The following is a 26,645-nucleotide window of genomic DNA, read 5'->3' on the forward strand; positions in this document are numbered from 1 at the left end:
TGGGCCTTAAGCCTTATGTCTTCAGCTTTGAGCCTTGTGCCTTAAGCCTTTTTCAAAAATGCTTTCACTTTTTCATGCAATCCTTCACTCAACGGCACCATCGGCAGTCGCAGGTAATTTTCGAGTAGGTTCAACTCGGTCATGAATGCTTTGACCCCGGCGGGATTGTTTTCAGCAAACATCAGATCATAGGCTTCAATCAGCACATCGTTCAACGACTTGGCTGCTTTGAAATCGCCTTTCAGGCACTGGCGCACCATGTGTGTGAACTGTTGCGGGAAGGCATTGGCAGCTACGCTGATCACGCCATCCATACCACAGGCAATTTGCGGTAATACCAGGGCATCATCGCCACTGACCACCAGGAAATTTTCAGGACGGTCGCGCAGGATCTGCATACACTGGGCCATATCGCCGCTGGCTTCTTTTATACCACCGATATTAGCCACTTCATTGGCGAGGCGCAGGGTAGTGGCTGCCGTCATATTGCGACCGGTACGGCCTGGCACATTATACAACAAAATAGGTTTCGGTGAAGCGGCAGCAAGCGCTTTATAATGCAGGAAAATACCTTCCTGGGAGGGTTTGTTATAATAAGGGCTGGCGCTTAAAACAGCAGTGGCTTTATCTAACGGAAAAGATTCCAGTTCTTTAATTACTTCAGGCGTATTGTTGCCGCCAATGCCTACTACCACCGGTACCCGGTTATTCACTTTTTCGTAGGTAAAGCGAATGATAGCGATCTTTTCTTCTTTGCTGAGACAGGGAGTTTCGCCGGTAGTGCCCAAAGTAACCACATATTCAGCGCCACCATTGATAACGAAATCTATGATCTTGCTTAAAGCATCGAGATCAACTTCTGAGTTTGATTTGAAGGGGGTGACCAGCGCCACGCCGGTGCCGTATAATGATTGACGAAGAGACATAACTTTTAGGTTGAACCCCGACTGTTATCGGAGCGTTTTAGGTTTTGGCTTTTCCGCCAGGCGGGAAGGCCGTTTAAATCTGGAAATAGCTGAGTAACGATAAGGTGTAACAAGTGAGTGCGGGGGCTACCCACCTCGGGCGGATATGCATTCAGATCCATGCGGTGGTGTACAGGTTCACCAGGCTATCAAGCCGGTAATTCATCCCAGAAGCCCATCTTGTTAAACTTATCGATTCGCTTTCGAACACGTTCTTCGGGATCCATCTGTTTCAGCTCATTGATGGTGTTAATGAGGTATGGCTTTAATAAGCTGGCAGCTTCATCATAGTCCCAGTGGGCGCCGCCAACAGGTTCGGGAATGATACCATCAATTAATCCAAATTCATACATATAATCGGCAGTGAGTTTTAATTGTTCGGCTGCTTTTTCTTTCTGGTCCCAGCTACGCCAAAGAATAGAGCTGCAGCTTTCGGGTGAAATAACAGTGTACCAGGTATTTTCAAGCATGAACACTCTATCGCCTACGCCAATGCCCATGGCACCGCCGGAAGCGCCTTCGCCAATGATCACACAAATTACCGGTACTTTCAACCGCATCATTTCGTAGATATTCCGGGCGATGGCCTCACCCTGTCCTCTTTCTTCCGCTTCGAGGCCTGGGTAGGCGCCGGGCGTATCGATGAGGGTAATAACCGGTTTATTGAACTTTTCAGCCAGCTTCATCAGGCGCAGCGCTTTGCGGTATCCTTCCGGATTGGCCATACCAAAATTACGCAACTGGCGTGCCTTGGTATTGATACCTTTCTGCTGCCCTATCATCATAACCGTTTGACCGTCAAGGGAGGCAAATCCGCCTACCATGGCTTTATCATCTTTTACATTCCGGTCTCCAAACAACTCCACGAAATCGGTAGTGAGTTTGGAGATATATTTCATGGTATAGGGACGGTCGGGGTGACGGCTCAACTGCACTTTTTGCCAGGGCGTAAGGTTTTGCGTAATGGCCTTACGGGTCTCCAGCACCCTTTCTTCCAGTTTCTTAATAGGGTCAGTCAGGTCAAGTTTGCTTTTTTCGGCCTTTTGTTTCAAGCCTTCTATATCATCAAAAAGATCTTTGATCGGTTTTTCAAAATCCAGGAACTGACGGTTTTTATCTTGCGGCATATGCAGTGATAATAAGCTGTAAAATTAAGGGATGAAGGATTTTTTATGAAAGTTTTCTATAAACACCTGTTTACATATGACCACCTGCAAAATCAGGGATTGGGCAGGAGTTTTAGTGAACAGCAGACCGTTTATACAGAACTCGTTGTAACTGAGCGGTATTAACGAATCAACCGGGGTATTTATGATACGCTTTCCTGATTTAAAGGCTGCAAATGTATGAGTATTACGGGAAATCAGCCGTATAGTGGAAAAACGATGGGAGTTGGACCAATAACTCATTGATTACAAGCCTTGTACCTGTCAATTTTTCAAAGCTGGGTAATCGCCTTTATGCATTTTTTTCACAAAAAATGACAAAATTTAAGTAACCGGCCGGCTGGCATACTGCTTGAAAAAGGGTTAATGATCGTAATCTTATTATGCTTTTGTTTATTAAACCATTCAAAAACATAATACCATGACAAACCATTTCACACACCCGCTTACCAGTTGTATCAGCTTAAAGCCTCCACCAATGCAGGCAGCAGTGTTCAGAAGCCTTGTAGAGAAAAACCTATTGAATGATCGCTTATCATGTAATTAAGTATGAGAACACGCTTAAGCCATTGGTACAACCAGTTCTGGATGCCCATTAAATATTATACGCATTATTTGTTCAGGAGCATCCGTAAAAAAGATCAGGACGATAACCCATTTATAATTTTTTAAAGAATAAGCCGGCAGTTCCAGCTGCTGGTTATATAAACAATATTTAAAAACATTATTATAAAAGGAGGAAGTTATGACAAACATCATGAAAAGAGACAGCGGTCGCCAGCCCGCCAATTTTGGAAGTGTAGTTGATCAGATCTTCCAGAATAATTTATCACGCTTCTTTGACGACTCTTTCTGGGGATTTGGCGGCGATGTAGATCGCAAGGTGCCCGTAAATTTAAAGGAAACCGATGCGAGCTATGAAATGGAACTGGTAGCCCCGGGTTTGCGGAAAGAAGACTTTCAGTTGAACATTTCGGGTGATATGCTTACCATTTCATTTGAAGACAAGAAAGAACAAAAAGAAGCCAATGAAGGATGGATACGGCAGGAATACAGAAAACGTTCGTTCAGCCGCAGCTTCCATTTGAATGACGCCATTGATACAGATAATATATCGGCCCATTATGAAAATGGAATACTGCAGGTGACGCTGCCCAAGAACGAGAAGGCGAAACAACGTTCAAAGATCATCAACGTTGAGTAATTGTATTTTAAAGCTTAATAAAAGCCCCGACGTGACCGCCGGGGTTTTTTTATTTATTAGTGTTTCGGTTCTTGCAACCGGAAGATGATACTTTTAAGTTGGCAGGTGTTCATGATCAGCAGGTAACAATCTAACTATAATACGTTAATTTCCGACAATCCCGTCCTTTCACCACTTAGTATATTTGTAACCGGTATGCTGCGTTGTCTTCGGTAAGGGCCGACGGGGAACCGGAGGTTGCTGTAGGCATTGACTGGTCGAAGTACTGCAGTCATGATGTGCCGGCTACACGTATAACCGGCAACAGCAAACTGGTTCAGCTGCAGGTATAATCCCAATCCTGCGCCGCCCCACAAGCAGGTTACACTCGATTTCATGAACAACAGTAATGAAAATACAACTATTGCTTTATTTGCCATTGATGGCGCCAGGGTCTTTGAGGCAAACACGACTGGCATGCGCTATATTATTGATCCCACCTTTTTAAAGACAGGAACCTATCTTGTAAGGGTCAAAAACGCGACAACAGATCAAACCCGGAAATTGATCGTTCAGTAAAATATATTTGTTTTTTCAATGTAAAAAAGGAACTATATGAATGGTAGTTCCTTTGTGTTTAAGCACAGGTAATTGTATAGTAAATAAGCGTCAGATGTTAAGTAAGCCATGGCATATCGTTTGCCGCAATAGGTACAGACTTTCATATACATTATTACATTACCCAGGTAATAACTGAAAGGCCCGGTAGCAGGTGGGGAATCAAAACTCTCCGCATACACCATCGTTTTTTCACCGGGTATTTATTTACTCAAAAACATTGTTATGGAAAGAAACCCGACCTACACGCTGATAACCGGCGGCACAATGGGCATTGGATATGAGCTTGCAAAAATATTTGCCAATCATGGACATAACCTGATCATCGTAGCACGCGATGAAAGCGAGTTGGCGCTAACATCCAGGGAATTGCAGGCTCTGGGTGTTGAAGTGATCACAATCCCGAAAGACCTGTTCCAAAAGGAAGCCGCCTTTGAATTATATGATGACATAAAAGAAAGGGGGTTGGTGGTCGACATCCTCGTTAATAACGCCGGGCAGGGGCAATACGGCCAGTTTGCAGAAACCGATATTTACCGGGAGCTGGACATTATACAACTGAATATCTCTTCACTGGTAGTACTTACCAAGTTGTTCCTGCAAGATATGTTACAACGTGGTGATGGAAAGATCCTGAACCTTTCTTCGATAGCCAGTAAGGCGCCTGGTCCCTGGCAGGCAGTATATCATGGCACCAAAGCATTCGTGCAGTCTTTTACCGAAGGTGTGCGTAATGAAGTAAAGGGTACGGGTGTAACGCTTACCGCCCTGTTACCAGGCGCCACGGATACCGATTTCTTCAGAAAAGCAGAAATGGAAGAATCGAAAATAGTACAGGAAGGTAAACTCGATGATCCCGTGAAAGTGGCAGAAGATGGATACGAAGCGCTCATGCGGGGCGATGATATGGTGATCTCGGGATTGAAGAACAAATTAAATGTTGCCATGAGCAATATAATGCCTGATGCCGCCGCAGCAGAGAACATGAATAAAAAACAGGAACCCGCAAACGAAAGGCGGAAATAACGAAAGGCGACAAAAACAAGTGCCAGGACTGGCATGTATTTTTAAATATTAATAGCTTAAAAAACATTGATTAACACCTATTACCCTATTGGCGCTTCATTAGATAAAAATGGTCAATGCACCTTTTCAGTCTGGGCGCCTATGTGCAGTTCGGTTAGCGTGGTTTTGGATGCATCACCTGAAGTTACATGGCCAATGGAAAAGCGTGAAGCGGGCTATTGGTGTGTAAAAGTTGACCATGTAACTCCGGGTATGCAATACCGGTATAAGTTGGATAACGAACTGTTGCGGCCCGACCCGGCCAGCCGGTGGCAGCCGGAAGGCGTGCATGGCCCCTCCGCCGTGGTGGATACTAATTTCAGCTGGACGGATTCTGCCTGGCAGGGCATTGAGCTCGCTGACATGATCATTTATGAATTGCATACGGGCACATTTACACCGGAAGGCAATTTTCAGGGGATCATCTCGAAGCTCGATTACCTGCAATCGCTCGGAATAACGGCTATTGAGATCTTGCCCATCGCCCAGTTTCCGGGGCATCATAACTGGGGGTACGACGGTGTATATCCTTTTGCGATTCAGAATACCTATGGTACTGCCGAAGACCTGAAGCGGCTGGTGAATGAAGCGCATCACCGTGGCATCGCCGTAATACTCGACGTAGTATACAACCATGCAGGTCCGGAGGGGAATTATTTACCAGATTTTGCACCTTACTTTACAGATAAATACAAATTGTATTGGGGCCAGTCGGTGAACTTCGACAGCGCCTGGTGCGACGGCGTGCGAAACTATGTTATCCAGAATGCGTTGCTGTGGCTGGATGAGTTCCATATTGACGCACTGCGGCTCGATGCCGTACATGCTATCTTCGACAGCAGTGCGCTGCATATTATGGAAGAGCTGACGCAACAGGTGCGTTTGCTGGAACAACGAACAAAAAAGCGGAAGATACTGATTGCAGAATTCGATCTGAACAATCCCCGCTATATAACGCCGGTAGAGCAGGGCGGCTTTGGCATGGATGCTCAGTGGGTAGATGAATTTCACCATGCGCTGCATGCCGTAATTACCGGAGAACAGTCCGGCTATTATGAAGATTTTGGCGGCCTTGATCTGCTGGCCAGATCCCTGCAAACATCGTACGTTTATACCGGCCAGTATTCGAAGCACCGTAAGCGACATTTTGGTAAAGAACCCCTCAATACTTTATATAACCAATGCATCGCCTTTGTACAGAACCATGACCAGGTAGGCAACCGGTTGCTGGGCGACAGGATCAGTACCTTGCTTTCGCCGGAAGCGCTGAAGCTGGCTGCTGCTGCCCTGTTGTTATCGCCGCATGTACCGCTGTTGTTCATGGGAGAAGAATATGGAGAAAAGAATCCGTTCCAGTTCTTTACCAGTCATTCAGATCCGGAATTGATCAAAAACCTGGTGGAAGGCCGCAGGAAAGAATTCGCCGCCTTTAACTGGGAAGGAGAAGTGCCCAACCCACAGGATGAAGCCGTTTTCAACCAATCGAAGTTAAGCTGGAAGCTGAATGAAGTGCCCGGGTTATTTGACTTCTACCAGCACCTGATCGCCTTCCGGAAAAAAAGACCTGCTCTGCGGAATTTCCGTCGCAACGATGCTGTGCGGAACATAACCGTTCAAAATAACATATTGCATTTCGAACGCCATGGCCATTATGATGTGCTCACCGTTTGCCTCAACTTTGGCGCAGCGCCGCAGTCAGTACAGCTGGAACAATCATGCTTAAAGATCTTTGATTCTTCCGATAAAAAGTGGGAAGGACCCGGCAGCCAGGCTCCGGAGGTTGTACAGCCCGCACAATCTTTTTCAATGAACCCGTATTCCGCCGTTGTGTTTGAACAAACAAACAGCAATCAATGATTACCTAACCTGTTAGAAAATGGAGTTGACTTATGATGATCCCCGTTTCAACATACCGGCTGCAATTGAATGCCGCATTTGCCTTTAAGCAGGTAGCCGAATTAATCTCTTATTTACAGGAGCTCGGTATTACCACTATTTATGCAAGTCCGTTTTTTGCGGCGCCGGCCGGCAGTATGCATGGTTATGATGTTTGTGATTCGCATGCCCTGAACAGTGAGATCGGCACCCTCGAGCAGTTGCAGGAGATTGTTACTGCATTGCGCGGAAATAATATGAACTGGCTGCAGGATGTGGTGCCCAACCATATGGTGTATGGCATGACCAACCAACGCCTGGCCGATGTGCTGGAGCGGGGCGTGTATTCTCCTTATTACAAATGGTTCGATATTGACTGGCAGCATCCTGATCCTTCCCTGCATGGAAAACTGATGACGCCATTTTTAGGAAAACCCTTTAACGAATGTATCGAAGCAAATGAACTTACTATTGATATATGTGATGGCGGTTTTGTGGTAAGGTATATGGACAACCGGTACCCGCTTTCTATCAGCGCCTATGAGTCTTTGCTGGCAGTAGTTCGCAGGGAACAGGCGGCTGCTGAAGCAGAGAAGCTCATTCAGGACCTCTATGGGGAAGCTAAGATGGGCTGGCCGCTGTCTTCCTGGCGGGAGATAAAGACATCGCTGATAAAACCGGTACTGGCCAATGAAAAACAGCTGGCCGCTGTTCAACAGCTGCTCGCAGTAGTTAATGCAGATACCAAACTGTTGCAGACGATCCTGCAACAACAGTATTACCAGCTCACCTGGTGGCAGGATGCCAACCAGCTGATCAATTACCGCCGCTTTTTTGCAGTGAATGAACTCATAGCGCTGAACATGTCGAATGAAGAAGTGTTCCATGAATACCATCACCTGTTGCAGAACCTGTATCAGCAAAAGCTCATTCATGGATTACGCATCGACCATATTGATGGCTTACAGGACCCCGGCGAATATTTGAACAGGTTACGCCAGTTGCTGGGCGATGACTGTTATATCATCGTTGAAAAGATCCTGGAGCAACAGGAGCAGCTGCCCGCTGCCTGGCCCATTCAGGGTACAACCGGTTACGAGTTTACCTCGCAGATAAACTGGTTACTCACGAATACACAGGGGGCAAAAGAAATGGTGGCGTATTACCGCAACCTGTTCCCTGACATGAATGATTATAAAAAGATCATTTTTGAAAAGAAACAACGGTTCCTGGAAGCTTATATGGGCGGAGAATGGTATAACCTGATATCCTTATTATATAGATTACAACTTGTACCTGATACCATACAAACAGACGCATTGAAGCAGGCGCTGGGTTTGTTCATGTGCTGCCTGCCTGTATACCGGTTGTATCCGGAGGGGCAACCGCTGGATGCCGTGTCGAAGGAAATACTCAGGGAAACGTTTGAGGACGCTGTACAGAAAGAACCCGCATTAAAAGAGGCGCTGGATTATTTACAATCGTTGTGGACAATAGCAGAAAATGATGCGGATCTCAATAAACGCCGGCTGGCTTTTCAAAAGCGATTGATGCAGTTTACCGGACCGCTTACCGCCAAAGGCGTAGAAGATACTACTTTTTACGTGTACAACGCCCTGTTAGGCCATAACGAAGTGGGTGATACGCCGGATAAAGATCATTATTCAGTGAACGACTTTCACCAATGGATCCTGCAACGGCAGCAACAACATCCCTGGTCATTGAACGCCACCTCAACGCATGATACCAAACGCGGCGAAGACGGACGCATCCGGGTGAATGTGCTCACCTGGTTTACCAGGGAATGGCAACAGCAGGTAGAACAGTGGCGGCAGCTTAATTCTAAGCATAAAATAACCAAAGACGGCCAACATCTGCCGTCTTTGCATGATGAATATTTTATTTATCAGTCCCTGATCGCCGGCTTTCCTGAAGATGAGCAGGTGACCGCTTTATATATTGAGCGGTTACAGGCGTATTTTATCAAATCGGCCCGGGAAGCCAAATTATATACCAACTGGCAGGGACCCGATGAAGCCTACGAAGAAGCGGGATGTCTTTTTATTGAAAAGATCTTATCGCCCGAACATGATTTTGTACGCAGCTTCCTGCCTTTTTATAAAACCATTGTACGTTATGCCCAACTCTTATCAATGACGCAGGTATTGGTGAAGATCACCGTACCCGGGGTACCGGATATTTACCAGGGTTGTGAATTATGGAATACAAGTTATGTAGATCCTGACAACCGGCGGCCGGTTGATTTCAATGAGCACAAAAAGCATTTACAGGCTTTAAAAGACCAGGAGAAAAAAGGCTTCAAAGAGGCGCTGGATTACGTCACCAGCAACAGGAACGGGGGTCTGGAAAAGTTATACGTTACCTGGAAAGCGCTGCAATGCCGCAGGCAAATGGCATCCCTTTTTCTGCATGGCAGTTATTTGCCTTTAAATGCTTCTGCCGAAAGCGGCATTATTGCTTATGCCCGGCAGTATGAGGATCAGTGGGCGCTGGTGATAGCACCGGTAAGTGACAGGCTGTTAGCCAATATTGGTGAAGAGCAGTTTACAGATGTCTTTTTAACCCTGCCCGCAAATGCACCAGTACAATGGACAAATGTATTTACAGGTGAAACTATTTCCGTGAAAAATAATTTACCGCTGAATGCGGTGTTTAAATCATTTCCGGTGGCATTGCTCACTGGCGAAACCAAATAACGAATTGTATGATCGCAGAAAATAAAACCATCGCACAGCCTTTAGCTGGCGGGGTGTTAACCGGCATTTATCCCGGAACCGCTTTTCCATTGGGCGCTACCTATGATGGGAATGGCGTTAATTTCTCTATTTACAGCGAACATGCCGAGCAGGTGGAGCTGTGCCTGTTCGAGAACCTGGACAGCACGACAGAGTTCCTGAAGATCAAAATGAAAGAACGGGAGCATCATCACTGGCATGTATATGTGGCTGATCTTAAACCTGGTCAGTTATATGGGTACAGGGTAAGCGGGCCGTACGATCCGGCCAATGGACAACGTTTCAATCCCAATAAATTATTACTTGATCCTTATGCAAAAGCCATCTCGGGTATCATCGACTGGCACGACAGTGTGTTTGGCTATAAGATCGGCGAAGATGACCTGAGCTTTAATGCAATTGACAGTGCGCCCTATGTACCGCGATCTGTTGTAATAGACCCGAAGTTTGACTGGGAGAACGTCCAAAAACCAAAGATCCCTTATGATCAGTCGGTCATTTATGAATTGCATGTGAAAGAGTTCACCCAATTGAATCCGGAGGTACCTGAAGAACTGCGGGGTACCTATGCAGGGCTTGCCCATCCGGCAGTGATCGATTACCTGAAGCAATTAGGGGTTACAGCTGTTGAGATCATGCCCGTGCATCATTTTGTCGCCGACAGGCACCTGGTTGAATCAGGACTGACCAATTTCTGGGGTTATAACACGATCGGTTTTTTTGCACCCGATGTGCGGTACTCTGCCAGTGGCGTAAAAGGGGAACAGGTCACGGAGTTCAAAAATATGGTGAAAGCCATGCATAAGGCGGGCATTGAAGTGATCCTCGATGTGGTATATAACCATACAGCCGAAGGCAATCATATGGGACCCACCCTGTCGTTCAAAGGCATCGACAATGAAGCCTACTACCGCCTTACCGAGGACAAAAGATATTATATGGACTATACCGGCACCGGCAATACGCTGAATGCCTATTTGCCGGGGGTGTTGCGGTTGATCATGGACAGCCTCAGGTACTGGACTGTTGAGATGCAGGTAGATGGATTCCGCTTCGATCTGGCAGCCACGTTAGCCCGCGAACTGCATGATGTGAACCGGTTAAGCGCCTTCTTTGAAATTATTTACCAGGATCCCGTCATATCGCAGGTAAAACTGATCGCCGAACCGTGGGATGTAGGCGAAGGCGGTTACCAGGTTGGTAAATTTCCGCCGGGCTGGGCAGAATGGAATGGAAAATACCGCGACTGCATGCGTGATTACTGGCGTGGCGGCGACAGTATGCTTACCGAGTTTGCAGAACGGTTCACCGGCAGTGCCGACCTGTATAAAAACGATTACCGCTTTCCTACCGCCAGTATCAATTTCATAACCGCACATGATGGCTTTACGTTACATGACCTCGTTTCATACAACGAAAAACACAATGAGGCCAACGGCGAAGGTAATAATGATGGTGAAAGCCACAACCGGTCCTGGAACTGCGGTGCGGAAGGACCAACGGACGACGAAGGCATTAATAAACTACGTGCCCAGCAAAAAAGGAATTTGCTCACCACCCTGATGTTGTCGCAGGGGGTGCCTATGTTACTGTCGGGCGATGAGATCTGCCGCACAAAAAATGGTAACAATAACACTTATTGCCAGGATAATGCTACGTCCTGGATCAATTGGGACAATGCAGATCTGAAAATGCTCGATTTCACCCGACAACTGATACACTGGCGCCGCAATCACCCGGTATTTTGCCGCCGCCGCTGGTTCAGGGGACATTTAATAAAAGAGATCAACCTGAAAGATATTGAATGGCTATTACCCGATGGCACCGAAGTAAAAGATGATGCTTATACATCGGATATGGCCCGGGCGCTTGCCGTTTATTTAAACGGGGCCGATCTTGATATGACAAGTGCTAAAGGAGAGAAGATCGTGGATGATAATTTTTATGTGATCTTTAATGGAACGCCCGATCCCATTGACTTTAAGTTACCGCCGGCGAAGTATGGCGACAGTTGGATTGAAGTGATCAATACAACCAGCGAACTGGTGACGCCTGACGGCACCAGGTATAATCCGGATGATACTATTACGGCTGCAGGACGCTCCGTTATTTTGTTACATAACCCTTCAATTTATTGATATACCAGTTGGCATGGAATTTAGACTGTACGGGCAAAGGATCAGCAGCAGATGAATGAAGATACGCTACAATTAATTGGAAACATATTGATCGAAAGGCAGCAAACCATTGCGGTGGCGGAAAGTGTTACATCGGGACATATTCAGGTGGCGTTATCTACCGCAGCGGATGCTGCCAAATTTTACCAGGGTGGTATCACCGTTTATAACCTGGGGCAAAAGAGCCGTCATTTACAAATAGAACCCATTCATGCCATGGCCTGCAATTGTGTGTCGGAGCAGGTGGCCTATGAAATGGCGCTTGCGGTGTGTAAACTGTTTACCAGTGATTGGGGAATGGCCATTACGGGTTATGCTTCCAAAGTGCCGGAATCGAATAATGAATTGTATGCATACTATGCCATTACTTATGCGGGCAATATCATGCAATCAGGAAAACTGGAAGCGCCGGATGACAAGCCGCCAAAGGTTCAATTTTATTATACCTGGGAGTTGTTAAAGTACCTGGAGAGGATCTTAAAAAAGAATGCCGTGTAATTACACGGCATAATGCTTTTCAATGGCTTTGCCTACCTGCTTTATCAATTCTTCCGGCCGGTCTTCATTGACCGTCCATGCATTGTTGTTATACGAAACATAGCCAAAGGAAATATCATTCAAAACCACATGAAAAGAAGCCGGCATGCCGGAATCAGTAAGCTTATCAGATGGATTTACCCAGCCGGTATATTTTGTTCCATCCGCTTCGAAACTGATATCAAATATTTTTTCTTCTGAAGGCATACGAGACGTGTTTATTGTATGGCTTAAATACTTATGCCAGGATATGAAGCAGCGCTTTGTGCTGTGTAATTATTTACACACAGTGCGATCGATCTATATTAGCGTTTCAATAAATTGAACAGCAGTTGCTGGCCAACTATATTAGCACTATTCTTTTGTGAATTATTGAATGTTGTCATAGAAGCGTTCTCCCCATCACCTTCCGCTTTCTTTTCCGGCTTTATATCTTTTATGCAGGAAAATATATCCAGCGCGCATAAAATGATCTTGCCCCTGCCATGTGGTACGATTTGTAACGCTGAAAAAACTTCGGGTTTGTGATCCGACACACAAGCCACTACACATTCGCCGGTGTTCAGGCGCAAACCCAGCCGGTTCTTGTTATAAGTAGCAAAACACTGGTATTCCCAGTTAAATACACTGGACTGGGGAAGTCCTGCCAGCAAGGCATGCTGTTTGGAAAAATAATTGCCACCATACCACGATCTTCCCAATTCTTTTGGGCCGCGGTAATCGAGCACTTCTTTTTTGGCCAGGTGCCCGGCCCATTGTTCTACGTTATTGACTACAATAAGCGTATGCCCATTGTTTACCCATTCCAGGATATCCGTTACCAGCGGATTGCCGGTTTGTTGTGGTTCAAAGGCGCCTACGACTAAAATGCTGCCCTGCGGCCTTCCGTTGCGGTAGTTTTCAAACCGGTTCAAGCCGGCGCTCTTAAAAAAGTTGCTCAAAACGCCACTGGTATCGGCGATCATTCCGTGTTGCGGGATGCCAGTCGTATTGAGTTGTACGGCATACAATTGATCTTCGCCAGTGGCTATGGAGGTGCGTCCATTCATTAACCGGGCAGTAATGGTAGTATAGCCCGGAGCTGCAGCCGTTAATTGGTTACCTGCTGACAATAGCTGTCCGTACACAATACCGCCTTCAACTTCCACGGGAATGGTTTTATGAAAAACTGATTTACCGGTTGCGTTACGGGCAGTGACCTCAAGATTATACTTGCCCTGGATGTTTTTTTCATTGATCAAATAAAAGTCCATCGTCGTACTATCACCTACAGCCAGCACTTTGCGATTGAGCTTTACGGCCACAAACAGAGGCTGATTGTATTTGGCAATCAGGTCAGCATCGCCTTTGAGGTTGCGGTAGTTATCTACGATGCCTGAATGGTTTTCTAGCTTCATGCTTTCCCAGCCATTCACGGCATAGCCGTCGATCGTATTGTTGATACGCACGTTTTCAATTATGCGTCCCTGATAGTAATAAGCTACATTGCCCATTTTACGGGTAAGGCTGTCTACATTGGGAAAGGCTTTGCTGAAGCCATTGTTTTTCAGGAATGCATCATACGCCTCGTACCATTTCAGGTAGCTGGCGGTTTCCCAGCCTATATCTTTTCCTCTCTTGAGAATGGCATCGCGAATGAGCTGTAAACGGGGCGGGGTGCCAATCGCTCCTTCTTCGCCATAGTAAATGACCTCGTCTTTGTGGTCGGTATATTTTGCGTAGTGGGTAGGGTCATTGTATAAATTGTCGTGATATACGCCGGGTCCGCCCGCATGGTGCTGATCGAACCAGCCATAATCATAGAAAGTGGTATCGTAAGGCAACAGGTGCAGTTTGAATTTAGGATCGGGTTCATTGAGTTTAATATTGCCGTTGCAGGAATTGTAGGTAATGATGCGGCTGTTGTCGAGCCTGTGCCCGGCCATCATTTGCTGGCGGTCTACTGTTTGCGGTAACGCACCGCGTTCATTGTGCATATTGTAGATGACCAGTGAAGGATGGCTGCGGTCGCGGCGGATCAACCGCAGGAATTTTTCGGTTCGGGCAGTGAGATAAAAGGCTGTTTGTTTTCTTTCCAGGTCGTTTTTGGGATTGAACAGGTTTTCGGGATACGAATTGCCACCGGGTTCTTCGAAATATAAAAGCCCCAGTTCATCTGCATAATCGAGCACATTGCGTTGGCCGATGGCGCGGTGAAAATTGAGCATGTTCAGCCCAAGTTTTTTAGCATTGCGGATTTGTTTTTTAGCCAGTTCATCAGAGGGAGTTAAACCGTTTTCGGGCCAGAAGCCCCAGGAAATAGCCGTGCGTAAAACAATGCGTCTATTGTTGAGGTAGAATTGCCGGTCGCCTGCAATATCTTTTACTTCGAACCAGCGGAAACCGAAACGTTGCGAACAACTGTCGGCTGAGCCGCTGCCTTCCCAACGTACGGTGGCTATATACAGGTTCGGACTATCGACATTCCATAATTTAGCAGCCGGTAATTTTACCGTAATGGTTTTGGTGGACGCGCCCGGCGCTATTTGTTGACCGGTCAGTACCTGCTGATAGACCTGTCTTTTAGCGGCTCCTGCTTCCCGAATGTCAATAAAGTATTTGCCAGTGGCTGTTGTTGCGCCGGTATTTTGTGTGCTTAGCTGAACATCTACTTCTGTGATGGCAGGTTTGTTCTTAATAAATATATCATCAATGAATACATGATCCGTAGCTACCATTTTTACTTTGCCGGTAATGCCGCCAAAACCATGGCCAGGCTGGGTGCGGTAGATACCCCACATAAAGTTCTGGCTGTCGCGCCAGTCGAAATTGCCATTGGGATCAGTAATGCGGATGGCAATTTCATTGGTGCCGCACTGTATGGCTTTGGTCATATCTACTTCGAACGGCGTGCCAGGAATAATATCATAGCCGCACAATTTTCTGTTCACAAATACCTCGGCGCGAAAGCGCACGCTTTCAAATTGTAATACGATCCTTTTGGAGCGCATGCTTTGTGGTATTGCTATATGAGTAGTAAACCACGACACACCCAGGTAATTGCCCGCCAGGCCAAAGCTGTTTCCATTACGGCCCCAGTAATATTCTTCTACCGTAGCGGGCAAATGAACAATACGGCCGTTGGCTGACTGGAGCGCTTTCCAGCCGCCGGTGGGTTCGTGAACGGGTAACCGGGTGATATCAACTGGCGGCGTATATAAGGAATCATTTTCCCAGGTGGCCGCGGTATCGAGCCATAATTTCCAGTCGTTTTTCGATAGGTCATTCTCCTGCCTGCCTTTTTGCTGTGCTATTCCTTTTGTAGTAAGCAGGATACCGATAATCCAGATTGGCAGTGCCCGTTTAATTAGCATGTATATGAGATATTTTATATTGGTAGAAGAAAATAGTATGACAGACGCTACTTTTTCACGTCAATCGTCATTGAATCGGCAATGGTTCCGCAAAACTATTTTAGATGTTTGGGAAGGGGATAAATATTTAACCTAATAGGTTTAATTTCTGGTTAATTGGATAAATTGGGACGTAAGCTTTGATGAGTTGGCAGCTGGATAGTTGATGTGGTGACTGGTGAATGGTCAATGGTGAGTGGTGAATGGTGAATGGTCAATGGTCAATGGTCAATGGTGAATGGTCAATGGTGAATGGTCAATGGTCAATGGTGAGTGGCTCGCGCAGTTTTAAACCTTCCGACTTCCGGCCTCAGACTTCCGACTTCGGACCTCCGACTTCGGACCTCCGACTTCGGACCTCCGACTTCGGCCTCAGACTTCCGACTCCGGCCTCAGACTTCCGACCTCCGACTTCGGACTTCCGACTTCCGACATCCGGCCTCCGGCTTCCGACTTCGGACCTCCGACTTCCGGCCTACCTGAACAATTTTTGTAAGGAAGTGATCGCCTTCTGCATATTGATGCCCTTGCCTAGTACCGGCTTAAAGATGTCGCCCTGTTCTTTGATGCGGGCCACGGCATTTTGAATGGTGAAGTCTTTCATTTTAAGTCCCTTCTTTACTTCATCCCAGTGCAGTGGCATGGAGACTGTGGCGCCTGGTTTGGGTCTTAATGAATAGGCGGCCGCTAATGTCGCCTGTGGACGGTTCTGTAAAAAATCAATGTAGATCTTTCCTTTTCTGTCGGCCGTAGCGCGTTCTATGCTTGTAAACCGGGGCAGCTTCTCATGAACGATGGTGGCGATCAGGCGGCCGAATTCGCGGCTTTCTTCATAGAGGTATTTCGCGCCCAGCGGGATATAGATATGGATGCCGGTGGAGCCGGATGTTTTACAATAATTGGCGATGCCGGCGCTTTCCAGCACTTCATGCGTAACCTGCGCTGTTTTGATCACCTGCTCGAAGGAATTGGTATCAGGATCCAGATCGATGATGCACCAGTCGGGATTGTCGGGTGTATGCACGGTGCTGCTCCAGGGATTGAGCTCGATGCAGCCAAGTGAAGCCATGTATAACACATCCGCTTCCCGCACAGGCACCAGGAAACTTTTTTTAATGCCCTCACTGGTATATGGAAAAGTCTGGATCCAGGACGGTACTTTGCCCAACACGTTCTTCTGATAAAAACTTTCACCTTCAATACCATTCGGATACCGGTTCAATGATTGCGGCCGGTCCTTCAGATAGGGAAGTATAACTGGCGCCACCTGGTAATAATAGTTCAGCATGTCGCGCTTGGTAAATTTCTCTTTGGGCCAGTAAATTTTATTGAGATTGGTGAATTTGAGGGTATGTCCGTCAATGTTTCGTTCCTGCTGTTTTTCCGTCGGGTTCAACAGTGTTTTGCGCTCACCCGGTTTACGACGGGTAATGATCTTTTCTTTATGCAACACGGATTCTTCCACCAGTTTTTTAGTGGACTTTGCTTTGTCGATATTAACGTCTTTTGCTTTTTTATCAATGCGCATACCTTCAAAGGAAGGGTGGCGCATAACACCATCGCTGGTCATTTCGGCAAAGGACACTTCGCAAACCAGTTCTGGTTTTAACCAGGTGGCTGTCGCTTTTGGCGGATTCGGCCTGAAACGGGATGGTTTGTTATAATCGGGCTCTACGTCGAACGGACAGCTTTTCTGCATGAGCGGCTTGAATTGCTCCATCATTTCGCGCTGTACTTTATCGGTAAAACCGGTACCTATCTTTCCTGTATAGTGCAATATGTTATTTTCAAATACTCCTACCAGCAGGGAACTGAATAATTTTGAAGTGCCTTCATTGCGGGTAAAGCCACCGATGACCACCTCCTGCCGCTGAGCGATCTTTATTTTCAACCACTCTTTGGTACGAAAGCCGGGAACATAAACGCTGTCGGTCTTTTTTGCAATGATACCCTCCAGGTTCATGTTCTTGGCTATCTGGTAAAATTCGGTGCCGGGCGCGTTGAACGTCTGGCTGAGTTGTATGGCAGGATGCTGCGGCAAAATTTCTTTCAGTATTTCCCGGCGCTGCTGCAAGGGTACATCCAACAATAAATAGCCATCCAGCCAAAGCAGGTCAAACACATAATACAACAGTTCGCCATCTGCCTCACTGCGCCAGTTCTGCAGATCGCTAAAGCTGGAGATACCATCTTTGTTGGAGATAATGATCTCTCCATCGAGCACCGCATTTAAATTGAGCTGCCCCAGGGCGGTAGTAATGGGGTAATATTTTTTGTTGAAAGATTTGTTGTTACGGGATATGAGCTCAACATCATCACCATGACAGTGAGCAATAGCCCGGTAGCCATCCCATTTTACTTCGAAGGTCCAGTTTTCGGCATCGAAAGGTTTATCTACAAGTGTGGCCAGCATGGGGGAGAAGTTGGCCGGAAAAGGCGCCTTTACACCTGCCTTTTTTGTAGTCGTTTGACGTACAGGCATTTTACGCTGCCGGGAAACAGCCTTTTTCTTACGATGAGTCATTGCTGCCATACCTTAGAAAAGTAATAATTATGCCATAGCCGGGCATAGTTTTTTTGCTTCTGCGGTATGCCTTCGTCAGTAGTAGCCCATATGGACTATTATCCGGAATCTTTAACCCTGCGGATAACTTTTACTTCAGGGAAAGTATATGATTATCTGCATGTTCCGGCCAGCATTTATGTTGCAATGAAGAAGTCGGGTTCGAAGGGCATCTTTCTGAATACGTTTATTAAAGGGCATTATCCGTTCAAAAAGCGTACGTGAGCCGTGCATCGTCAATCGGCAATCAGCAACCCGCCTCCACAGACAGGTCGTTAATTGGTAGTCGTCAACTTTAAACAATAAACAGAAGGCTTTGAACTATGAATTTTTCTCTTCAATAAGCTTCTCCCTGATCTTGTATTCTTCCATATCTATCAGTGACAGGTATTTCCTGATCAGCTCTTCATCATATTCCTCTTTATGATTCATTTTAGTGAGCATATCCCGTTGCCGTTCCAACAGATCAATATAAAAGAGTTGAAAGCTTCTTAAGGTATTTTCTGATAAATTGCCCGGCGCTTCCAGTTGCTGGGTGAGCAATTTCATGTCTATTTTCATGCGCTCATACAGGTTCTTCAAATGCTCATTGGCTTTATTTTCCCCCAGCTTTTCTTCTACGAATTGTATGGAGCATTTCGTGAGTTTCTGTTGAATAAATAACTCCTGTTCATGTTCAGGTTTGCCGGCCTGGCTGAATTGCGGCTTTATTACCCTTATCAGCCAGGGTAAGGTAAGGCCCTGGAATACCAACGTAACGAGAATGACAATGAATGTGATGAAGAGGATGAGGTTACGGTAAGGGAAAGGCTGATTGTCATTGATGAGCAGCGGAATAGAAAGTGCTGCCGCCAATGATACCACTCCCCGCATGCCGGCCCAGCCGATAATGAACGGATTGCGCCAGCCCGGACTTGCGTCGGCCACTGTTATAAAACGGCTCATAAAGCGGGTAAACACAGAAGCGCCCAATGTGCAAAGGATGCGGCAGATGATAAGGGCCAGTGAAATGATCAAACCATAGCTGATAGCGGTACCCACGCTGGTATCGCCCAGCTGTTGGGTAATGGAAGGTAACTGTAACCCGATAAGCATAAATACCAATCCATTTAATACAAACACCAGGTTCGCCCAAACATTCACCTGTTCAATACGGCTGCGATAAGTGAACATACTTTGCCGTTTGCTGCTCAAAAACAAACCGCCGCTCACAACCGCGAGCACACCAGAAAAATGAAAATGTTCCGCACTGTAATACATGCAATAGGGCGCAACCAGTGTAAGTATGATCTGGATACTGGCTGTGGTTGGCAGCCATTTGTTAACTGCATAAAAAACAAGCGCTACGGCCAATCCGATCACTGTTCCCATAACGATCACCAGGAAAAAGCTGCCGGCCGCTTCATTGAAATGGAACTGACCAGTGATCACCGCGGCGATGGCAAAGCGGAAAACGATCAGCGACGAAGCATCGTTAAGCAGGCTTTCCCCTTCGAGAATGCTCACCATGGCTTTCGGTACTTTCACCTGCCGCATAATGGTGGAGGCCGAAATAGCGTCGGGCGGTGAAACGATACCACCCAATAAAAATCCCAGCGCCAGGGTGAATCCCGGAATGCATGCCCAGGATACAAAGGCAATAACAGTAGATGTAAGAATAACGATGGGAAAGGCAAAACTCATGATCACGCGGCGCCATTTCCAGAATTCTTTCCACGATACCTGCCAGGCAGATTCATACAGCAAGGGCGGTAAAAAGATAAAGAAAACCAGTTCCGGGTCAATGGTAACATGCGAAAAGGCGTCCATAAAACTGAGCGCCAGTCCACCCAAAACGAGGACAATAGGGTACGCCAGCTTAAGCCTGTTGGCTAACATGACCAGGGCCAGAATGATCAGGATCAGATAAACGTATTGAATAAACTGTTGCTGCATGGGCGGGTGTTGGGCATAAAAATAGGAAAAGCCCGGTATGTTAAAAAATGACCGCCAGCAGATTACGATGAAACAAGGGAAATGCCGCAGTTTAAAATATGCTGCGGCATTTCTTATTTACGTTTATTTATTTCCGTTCATGGAACAGGCAGACCACCAGTAAAGGAATGGTGATCCACAAGATATAATACCATTTAGGGTGGGACACCATGCCTCTTTCCAAAGCAATGGCGCTTGCCAGTACCAATAATACAGCAAAAGACATACCCACAGAAACTCGTTCGTGATTTCTGTACATGGCTACAATTTTGCAGTGAGATAATAAATTACATCAGACAAACCTGGTTCTTAGAACATCAGGCCAGGGGATACCGAGTTATGGTATTTGTAAGTAGAGAAGTAATACAGACGGGGACAAAAAGGGACAAACTCGGGAAATGACCAGGTAACGGTATTACTAATGTCAAGTATTACATACCTGACAAAATTAGTGATGCGTTTATATAATATTATACCGGTCATTTATTCCAATTTACTAAAATAAACAGGCATAAGCAATACGCCCGAATTAATACTTCGTTAAAACTAACCGAACCTGTTCCCTGGCTTTTTTGCCTGCCGATAGTAAGTTATATTTGAAATTTTGAACCGGCATTTATGGAAGTTATAGTTGCATTATTGACCCTGATACTACTGGAAGTTGTTCTTGGAATAGACAATATCATTTTTATTTCGATTGTTACCGGGCGGCTGCCGCTGCATCAGCAAAAGAAAGGCCGGCGGCTGGGGCTGTTGCTCGCCATGGTAATGCGCTTGTTGCTGCTCACGGTCATTTCCTGGATATTGAAGCTCGAAAAAGACTTTTTCACTGTTTTTGGTGTAGGTATTTCCGGTAAAGACCTTATTTTGATCGCTGGTGGATTGTTCCTGTTATATAAAAGCGCCGCAGAGATCTATCATAAAATGGAAGGTGAATCGGGAGACACTTCAAAAGATATTAAAGTAACGGGCTTCCGCAGCGCCATTGGCCAGATCCTGGTGCTCGACCTGGTCTTCTCAATAGACAGTATCATTACGGCCGTAGGTATGGTGAAAGAACTGTGGGTAATGTACGTTGCAGTTATTGTAAGCGTGGGCATAATGTTATTTGCTGCAGAACCAATAAGCGGCTTTGTGAACAGGCACCCCGCCTTTAAAATGCTTGCGCTTAGCTTTTTATTACTCATCGGTTTTGCCCTCATTGGGGAAGGCATCGGATTGCACATCCCGAAGGGATATATTTATTTCTCTATGGCTTTTGCCTTACTCGTTGATCTGTTCCAGATGCGAATGAACCGGCCTAAAAAAACCACTACTGTGCAAACGCATGAGCACTACCTGCCCGGTGAAGCTGAAAAGGTGAAGAAGGGATTTTAACAGCAGGTTGATTAATGTCCTTTTCACTTTGTTATGCCGCTATATTGGGTTAAATTTGCGCAGTGAGATACATTTCTATTGTTTGCATATTATTTATTCTTCTCGTTAAGAGCTTTTCTGCAGAAGCAGGAAGGCCCTTGCCAGTAAATAATGTATCCACAGACAAGTCGGCCAGCTTCTCAGCAGCTGATCTTTTACACGATATATCAGGTGAAGTTGTGCGTCCCGTTCGGTATACGCGGTTCTTTTCTACAAGGGATCACCGGGTTACGGAAGGAACAATAACGGTTAATCACCTGAGCAGTTATATAGCTTTCGCATTGCGGAAACGCGTTGCAGTATTTCCTGCTGTACATTGGTCTTCATTGGTAAGGCTGCTATTATTTCCCAATCACTATTTCTGGTAAACGCTGTTTGCTGAAAACAGACTTCATCGGGTAATGATCTTCAGATCATTAACGGATTTGTATTACCTAAACTGTAACACGTATGTCAGATATAGTGATCATACTATTATTAATAGTGCCTATACTTATTGTTGTCGTTATATTAAACAGTGCCAATAAAAGGCGTAAAAAGAGAGCACAAAAAAAGATCAACAGTTTTATTGCGGAAGCTACCCGGCAAACCGGCATCTCGAATTATTTCCGTAAACAGCTGCTGCATCAAACCGTCATTATTGATGAAAGGTTGAGGAAGTTATTGATCGTTGAACACAATGGTGTTTTTTCATTCGATGTTTATCCGCTCGATGCCATCAAAAATAATGTGGTGGTGAACCAGAATATGACCTTCACCCCACAGGGAGGAGGGCAGAAGCAGGAACATGTTACCACCAGGGTAGGGCTGGAGCTTTCCTTCAAAAAGTCGGACGACCGCAAATTCCTGACTTTATATGATCATCATGAACATAATGTTTATTTGATGGCCGACCTGGAAAAGGAGGCCCATCAATTGCGGGAAACAATTGAAAAGGCCAGAAATGGTGTGCAATAATAAACTACACTACTATGGGACATTTACCGCATTTGATAACCGACCTGGCGCTGATCCTGGGCGCGGCAGCGATCAGCACCCTCATATTCAAGCGGCTTAAGCAGCCGCTGGTGTTGGGGTACATCATTGCCGGGTTCCTGGTAGGCCCCTATTTTCATTTCGTTCCAACGGTTGTAGATAAAGAAAATGTTGAAACCCTGGCGGAGATCGGCGTGATCTTTTTGCTGTTTAGCCTGGGCCTTGAATTCAGTTTCAAAAAATTGATCCGGGTAGGCGGGGCCGCTTCTATTACCGCCCTGGTAGAAATAGTTTTTATAACTGTGGCCGGTTTCTTCCTGGGCCGGTTGATGAACTGGAGTACGATGGACAGTCTTTTCCTGGGTGGCATGCTGGCCAGTTCTTCCACGACCATTATCCTGCGGGCATTTGATGAGCTGGGATTGAAAACAAAAGCCTTTGCAGGCATTGTTTTCGGCGTGTTGATCGTTGAAGATATAGTTGTCATCCTGCTGATGGTATTATTGTCTACAGTAGCAGTGACCCGCGTGTTTGAAGGATCTGAAATGTTATTGACCATCCTTAAGCTCATTTTCTTTTTAGTGTTATGGTTCATTGGCGGCATTTTTCTATTGCCCACTTTGCTGAAGAAAGCAAAGAAAATAATGACGGAAGAAATACTGTTGATCAGTTCGCTGGCGCTTTGTTTAGGCATGGTGGTACTGGCTACCGTAGTAGGTTTCTCAGCAGAGCTGGGTGCCTTTGTGATGGGATCGATCATTGCGGAAACAACTTCAGCTGAAAAAATTGAACATCTGTTAAAACCTGTAAAGGATCTTTTTGGCGCTATCTTCTTTACCTCGGTGGGCATGATGATCGATCCGGCCAATATGGTAGCGTATGCACAACCTATCTTCTATGTTACTTTACTTACATTATTCGGCAAATTGATCAGCACAACGGTGGGCGCCCTGCTATCCGGACAGCCATTAAAACAATCGGTACAGGTGGGAATGAGTATGGCCCAGATCGGTGAGTTCGCGTTTATCGTAGCTACCCTGGGTCTGTCACTGGGTGTAACTTCCGCCTTTCTATTCCCGGTAGCTGTAGGCGCTTCGGCTATTACCACGTTTACAACGCCGTATCTGATCAAGCTGTCGGGACCATTGTATCATTGGCTCGAAAGAGTATTGCCAGCGCGATTGATCACCCGGCTGAACAAATACAGTTCGGCATCGAGGAATGTGGCCCGGACCAGTGAATGGCGGCAGTTCATTCGGTCAACGGTCATTAACGGCGTGTTGTTGAGTATTATCATTATTGCCATCATCGTCTTTTCATCTCATTATATAGAACCCTGGATCAATAAGAACGGCGATTCGCTGACTTTAAAGATCGGCACCTGTTTACTGGCGCTGTTGATCTTAAGTCCGTTTTTATGGGCGCTTGCCATCCGTTCTCCTTCCGATGTTTATAAAAAGGTGATGGACGATTCCCAGTTCAGGGGCACTTTTTATGTAGTAAGGCTTATCAGACTGGCCCTTGTTGCCTTCTATGTGGGGTTTTTACTGCACAGGTTCTTTAATCTGTACACGGGTATCTTGTTTACGGCATTTACGCTGGGATTACTGCTCATTTTCTCAAAAAAGATCCAGGCTTTGTATGATAAGCTGGAACACCGGTTCGTATCTAATTTGAATGCGCGGGAAGTTGAAACATCCCGGCTGAACCGTACTGAGCTGGCGCCGTGGGACGCCCATATTGTTCCGGTGGTTGTGCCGGTACGGGCTGCCTGTGTTGGACAAACATTGAATGAATTGAAGTGGCGTGAATCGATTGGCGTAAATGTCGTAATGATAAAGCGGGAAGATTACCAGATCGCTGTGCCTGACCGCGAACAGGTGATCTATCCGAATGATACCTTACTGGTATTGGGCACCGATCACCAGATCCAAAGATTGAAGGTGCTGATCAGGGCGGAAAATGAACCTGTACAACAGGATATGGACGATGTGGCTTTGTTTAATTATTTCATTGCAGAAAATGATCCCCTGGCAGGTAAAACCATCAGGGTATCAGGCCTGCGCGATGAAGCCAGGGCCCTGGTGGTAGGTATTGAACGGAACAATGACCGGCTGTTGAACCCGGAATCTGATACCGTTCTCGAGGCCAACGACAACCTGTTTATTGTAGGCGATCCCAGGCGCATAAAAGAGTTGTTGTTACACACAAAATAAATACATGGCGCTGCACCAAGAAGGAACGCCATGTCTCTCTGTTTGTCGCTAGTGTTTTTGGAGTCTGTAGATCAAAGGGATCCGGTGCAGCGGATCCCTTTTTAAATGGGATAAGCCGTAATACTCTTCGTTTCAGATAGTACAAAAAAACTCTGCACGGTAGTGATATTGGGCAGCGTTGCCAGCTTATTGCGATAGAAGTCGTGATAGGCGTCCATGTCGCTGGTAGCAATGCGCAAAATAAAATCAAAAGTACCGGTCATCTGAAAACATTCCATCACCTCGGGAAATCGCGACACTTCTTTTTCGAAACTGGCCAGGGTTTGCGCCGTATGGTCATTCAGCAATACATGCGAGAAAGCGATAAGCCCCTTGTTTATTTTCTTCCGGTCGAGCAAAGCCACGATCTTCCTGATATAACCCTGTTCCTTGAGTTTGCGAACACGCTCATGAACCGTGGCTACTGATCTATTCAGTTCGAAAGCGATCTCCTTATTCGTAAGCGAAGCATCTTTTTGCAGCAGTCGCAGGATCTGCCAGTCAACTGCATCTAATTCGGTTGGGTGCATAATGAAAAAAATATCAGTAAAAGCTGTATACGTAACGGATTATCCGAATAAAAATAAGAAAATGATCCAGTTTTCCATAAAATTTTCGGAATTATAGCCAGGGTATTGGAAATAATAATAAACACCGCCAATTTTAGTGAAAATTAAGCACATGCCTGCAACTGGAACCAGGACCACCAATGAGAACAAATTTCGGCACTTATGGAAGCTGGTGGGCAATACGCCCATGCTCGAGTTGCAGTACAACCACAAAGGCCAGGAACATAGCATTTATGTAAAATGTGAACATTACAATTTAACCGGCAGTATTAAAGACCGCATGGCGCTGTACATTCTGCAGGAAGCTTATCAACAGGGCAGAATAATGCCTGATGATAAAATTGTAGAAGCTACCAGTGGTAATACAGGGATCGCTTTTGCCGCCATCGGCAAAGCCCTGGGACATGATGTAAAGATCATTATGCCCGACTGGTTATCGCGGGAGCGGATGGATATCATAAAAAGCCTCGGTGCAGCAATAGAGCTGGTAAGTAAAGCGCAGGGTGGTTTCCTGGGCAGTATCCGGCTCAGTGAAGAGTTGTATGCGCAGGGCGGTGTATTCTTACCCAGGCAATTTGAGAATGATCACAACGCAGCCGCACATGCGTTTACAACCGGCCGGGAAATTTGGGAACAATTAGAAAATTATGGAGTTCAACCGAATGCTTTTGTTGCCGGGGTAGGAACCGGTGGTACCGTGATGGGGGTCGGGCAGTATTTAAGAAGCCGGCAGCAGGATATTTTTGTGCATCCCCTGGAACCGGCGGAGTCACCTACCCTCACTACCGGTTATAAAGTAGGCAGTCATCGCATCCAGGGCATCTCCGATGAATTTATTCCGGCCATCGTGAAACTCGATGAACTGGATGAAGTGGTGCAGGCGCATGATGGTGATGCAATTCTGATGGCGCAAAAACTGGCCAAGGAATTGGGACTGGCCGTAGGTATATCTTCAGGCGCCAATGTAATAGGCGCTATTAAACTAAAGGAAAAATTAGGTAAGGCCGCTGTTGTGGTAACCATTTTGCCCGACAGCAATAAGAAATACCTCAGTACCGACCTGGTAAAAGAAGAACCGGTGAAGGAAGGCTATTACACCCCACAGATTAGTTTTACGGGGTATAACACGATCAGCAGGCTTTCAACGATGTCGTTATAA

22 protein-coding genes are annotated in these 26,645 nt (G+C 46.1%); 13 read left to right on the forward strand and 9 right to left on the reverse strand.

Annotated elements, in window-relative coordinates; translation table 11 throughout:
* Window positions 1-41 precede the first annotated feature (41 nt).
* Complete coding sequence (gene dapA, locus JUB15_RS23625) at window positions 42-926, reverse strand: 4-hydroxy-tetrahydrodipicolinate synthase (protein ID WP_207515123.1); 885 nt, start codon at window positions 924-926, stop codon at window positions 42-44.
* A 188-nt stretch (window positions 927-1,114) separates the two neighbouring features.
* Window positions 1,115-2,092: an acetyl-CoA carboxylase carboxyltransferase subunit alpha gene (locus tag JUB15_RS23630; protein WP_207515124.1), complete on the reverse strand. Its 978-nt coding sequence runs from the start codon at window positions 2,090-2,092 to the stop codon at window positions 1,115-1,117.
* Between the two features lie 588 nt (window positions 2,093-2,680).
* On the opposite strand from JUB15_RS23630, the gene JUB15_RS28660 reads away from it, so the two are divergent.
* Together JUB15_RS28660 and JUB15_RS23635 are read left to right on the forward strand one after the other, a co-directional pair.
* The gene (locus JUB15_RS28660; RefSeq protein WP_255539669.1) at window positions 2,681-2,803 is read left to right on the forward strand and encodes a hypothetical protein; all 123 of its coding nucleotides are present in this window, start codon (window positions 2,681-2,683) and stop codon (window positions 2,801-2,803) included.
* Between the two features lie 73 nt (window positions 2,804-2,876).
* Window positions 2,877-3,335: an Hsp20/alpha crystallin family protein gene (locus tag JUB15_RS23635; RefSeq protein WP_207515125.1), complete on the forward strand. Its 459-nt coding sequence runs from the start codon at window positions 2,877-2,879 to the stop codon at window positions 3,333-3,335.
* 134 nt (window positions 3,336-3,469) lie between these two features.
* On the opposite strand, the gene JUB15_RS23640 is transcribed toward JUB15_RS23635, so the two are convergent.
* Window positions 3,470-3,712 carry a hypothetical protein gene (locus tag JUB15_RS23640; protein WP_207515126.1) on the reverse strand — a complete coding sequence of 81 codons (243 nt, stop codon included), beginning with the start codon at window positions 3,710-3,712 and terminating at the stop codon, window positions 3,470-3,472.
* On the opposite strand from JUB15_RS23640, the gene JUB15_RS23645 reads away from it, so the two are divergent.
* The 6 genes from JUB15_RS23645 to JUB15_RS23670 all read left to right on the forward strand — a co-directional run bounded on the left by JUB15_RS23645 (window position 3,711) and on the right by JUB15_RS23670 (window position 12,303).
* Window positions 3,711-3,893, forward strand: coding sequence for a T9SS type A sorting domain-containing protein (locus tag JUB15_RS23645; protein ID WP_207515246.1), 183 nt, complete (start codon window positions 3,711-3,713; stop codon window positions 3,891-3,893). The two genes, JUB15_RS23640 and JUB15_RS23645, sit on opposite strands and share 2 nt — an antisense overlap.
* A gap of 264 nt (window positions 3,894-4,157) precedes the next feature.
* Window positions 4,158-4,958, forward strand: a complete 801-nt coding sequence (locus tag JUB15_RS23650; protein WP_207515127.1) for an SDR family NAD(P)-dependent oxidoreductase — start codon at window positions 4,158-4,160, stop codon at window positions 4,956-4,958.
* Between the two features lie 66 nt (window positions 4,959-5,024).
* A complete protein-coding gene (gene treZ, locus JUB15_RS23655) occupies window positions 5,025-6,854 on the forward strand; it encodes a malto-oligosyltrehalose trehalohydrolase (RefSeq protein WP_207515128.1) in 1,830 nt (609 codons plus the stop codon).
* A gap of 32 nt (window positions 6,855-6,886) precedes the next feature.
* Complete coding sequence (treY, locus tag JUB15_RS23660) at window positions 6,887-9,589, forward strand: malto-oligosyltrehalose synthase (RefSeq protein ID WP_207515129.1); 2,703 nt, start codon at window positions 6,887-6,889, stop codon at window positions 9,587-9,589.
* Window positions 9,590-9,597: 8 nt separating this feature from the next.
* Window positions 9,598-11,766, forward strand: coding sequence for a glycogen debranching protein GlgX (glgX, locus tag JUB15_RS23665; protein ID WP_207515130.1), 2,169 nt, complete (start codon window positions 9,598-9,600; stop codon window positions 11,764-11,766).
* 51 nt (window positions 11,767-11,817) lie between these two features.
* Window positions 11,818-12,303, forward strand: a complete 486-nt coding sequence (locus JUB15_RS23670) for a CinA family protein (protein ID WP_207515131.1) — start codon at window positions 11,818-11,820, stop codon at window positions 12,301-12,303.
* Here the strand turns inward: JUB15_RS23670 and JUB15_RS23675 are convergent, their stop codons facing one another.
* The 3 genes from JUB15_RS23675 to ligD all read right to left on the reverse strand — a co-directional run bounded on the left by JUB15_RS23675 (window position 12,304) and on the right by ligD (window position 18,267).
* Window positions 12,304-12,549, reverse strand: coding sequence for a hypothetical protein (locus JUB15_RS23675; RefSeq protein WP_207515132.1), 246 nt, complete (start codon window positions 12,547-12,549; stop codon window positions 12,304-12,306).
* A gap of 98 nt (window positions 12,550-12,647) precedes the next feature.
* Complete coding sequence (locus tag JUB15_RS23680) at window positions 12,648-15,695, reverse strand: glycoside hydrolase family 2 protein (RefSeq protein WP_207515133.1); 3,048 nt, start codon at window positions 15,693-15,695, stop codon at window positions 12,648-12,650.
* Between the two features lie 514 nt (window positions 15,696-16,209).
* Window positions 16,210-18,267, reverse strand: coding sequence for a DNA ligase D (gene ligD, locus JUB15_RS23685; RefSeq protein WP_207515134.1), 2,058 nt, complete (start codon window positions 18,265-18,267; stop codon window positions 16,210-16,212).
* Between the two features lie 57 nt (window positions 18,268-18,324).
* Here ligD and JUB15_RS23690 point away from each other — a divergent pair, with 57 nt between their 5' ends.
* Window positions 18,325-18,522: a KTSC domain-containing protein gene (locus JUB15_RS23690; RefSeq protein ID WP_207515135.1), complete on the forward strand. Its 198-nt coding sequence runs from the start codon at window positions 18,325-18,327 to the stop codon at window positions 18,520-18,522.
* Between the two features lie 96 nt (window positions 18,523-18,618).
* On the opposite strand, the gene JUB15_RS23695 is transcribed toward JUB15_RS23690, so the two are convergent.
* On the reverse strand, window positions 18,619-20,232 hold the full coding sequence (locus JUB15_RS23695) for a Na+/H+ antiporter (protein WP_207515136.1): 1,614 nt from the start codon (window positions 20,230-20,232) through the stop codon (window positions 18,619-18,621).
* A gap of 127 nt (window positions 20,233-20,359) precedes the next feature.
* Window positions 20,360-20,530 (reverse strand): hypothetical protein, encoded by a 171-nt coding sequence (locus tag JUB15_RS23700; protein ID WP_207515137.1) that lies wholly within the window; start codon window positions 20,528-20,530, stop codon window positions 20,360-20,362.
* Between the two features lie 359 nt (window positions 20,531-20,889).
* Here JUB15_RS23700 and JUB15_RS23705 point away from each other — a divergent pair, with 359 nt between their 5' ends.
* From JUB15_RS23705 to JUB15_RS23715, 3 genes are all read left to right on the forward strand, one after another.
* Entirely contained in the window at window positions 20,890-21,648 is a 759-nt protein-coding gene (locus JUB15_RS23705; protein WP_207515138.1) for a TerC family protein, read from the forward strand.
* A gap of 489 nt (window positions 21,649-22,137) precedes the next feature.
* On the forward strand, window positions 22,138-22,644 hold the full coding sequence (locus JUB15_RS23710; protein WP_207515139.1) for a hypothetical protein: 507 nt from the start codon (window positions 22,138-22,140) through the stop codon (window positions 22,642-22,644).
* A gap of 14 nt (window positions 22,645-22,658) precedes the next feature.
* On the forward strand, window positions 22,659-24,878 hold the full coding sequence (locus JUB15_RS23715) for a monovalent cation:proton antiporter family protein (RefSeq protein WP_207515140.1): 2,220 nt from the start codon (window positions 22,659-22,661) through the stop codon (window positions 24,876-24,878).
* 101 nt (window positions 24,879-24,979) lie between these two features.
* On the opposite strand, the gene JUB15_RS23720 is transcribed toward JUB15_RS23715, so the two are convergent.
* Complete coding sequence (locus JUB15_RS23720) at window positions 24,980-25,447, reverse strand: Lrp/AsnC family transcriptional regulator (RefSeq protein ID WP_207515141.1); 468 nt, start codon at window positions 25,445-25,447, stop codon at window positions 24,980-24,982.
* Window positions 25,448-25,598: 151 nt separating this feature from the next.
* On the opposite strand from JUB15_RS23720, the gene JUB15_RS23725 reads away from it, so the two are divergent.
* Window positions 25,599-26,645 carry a PLP-dependent cysteine synthase family protein gene (locus JUB15_RS23725; protein ID WP_207515142.1) on the forward strand — a complete coding sequence of 349 codons (1,047 nt, stop codon included), beginning with the start codon at window positions 25,599-25,601 and terminating at the stop codon, window positions 26,643-26,645.

This window comes from Longitalea luteola, from assembly GCF_017356035.1.
GTDB lineage: Bacteria > Bacteroidota > Bacteroidia > Chitinophagales > Chitinophagaceae > Niastella > Niastella luteola.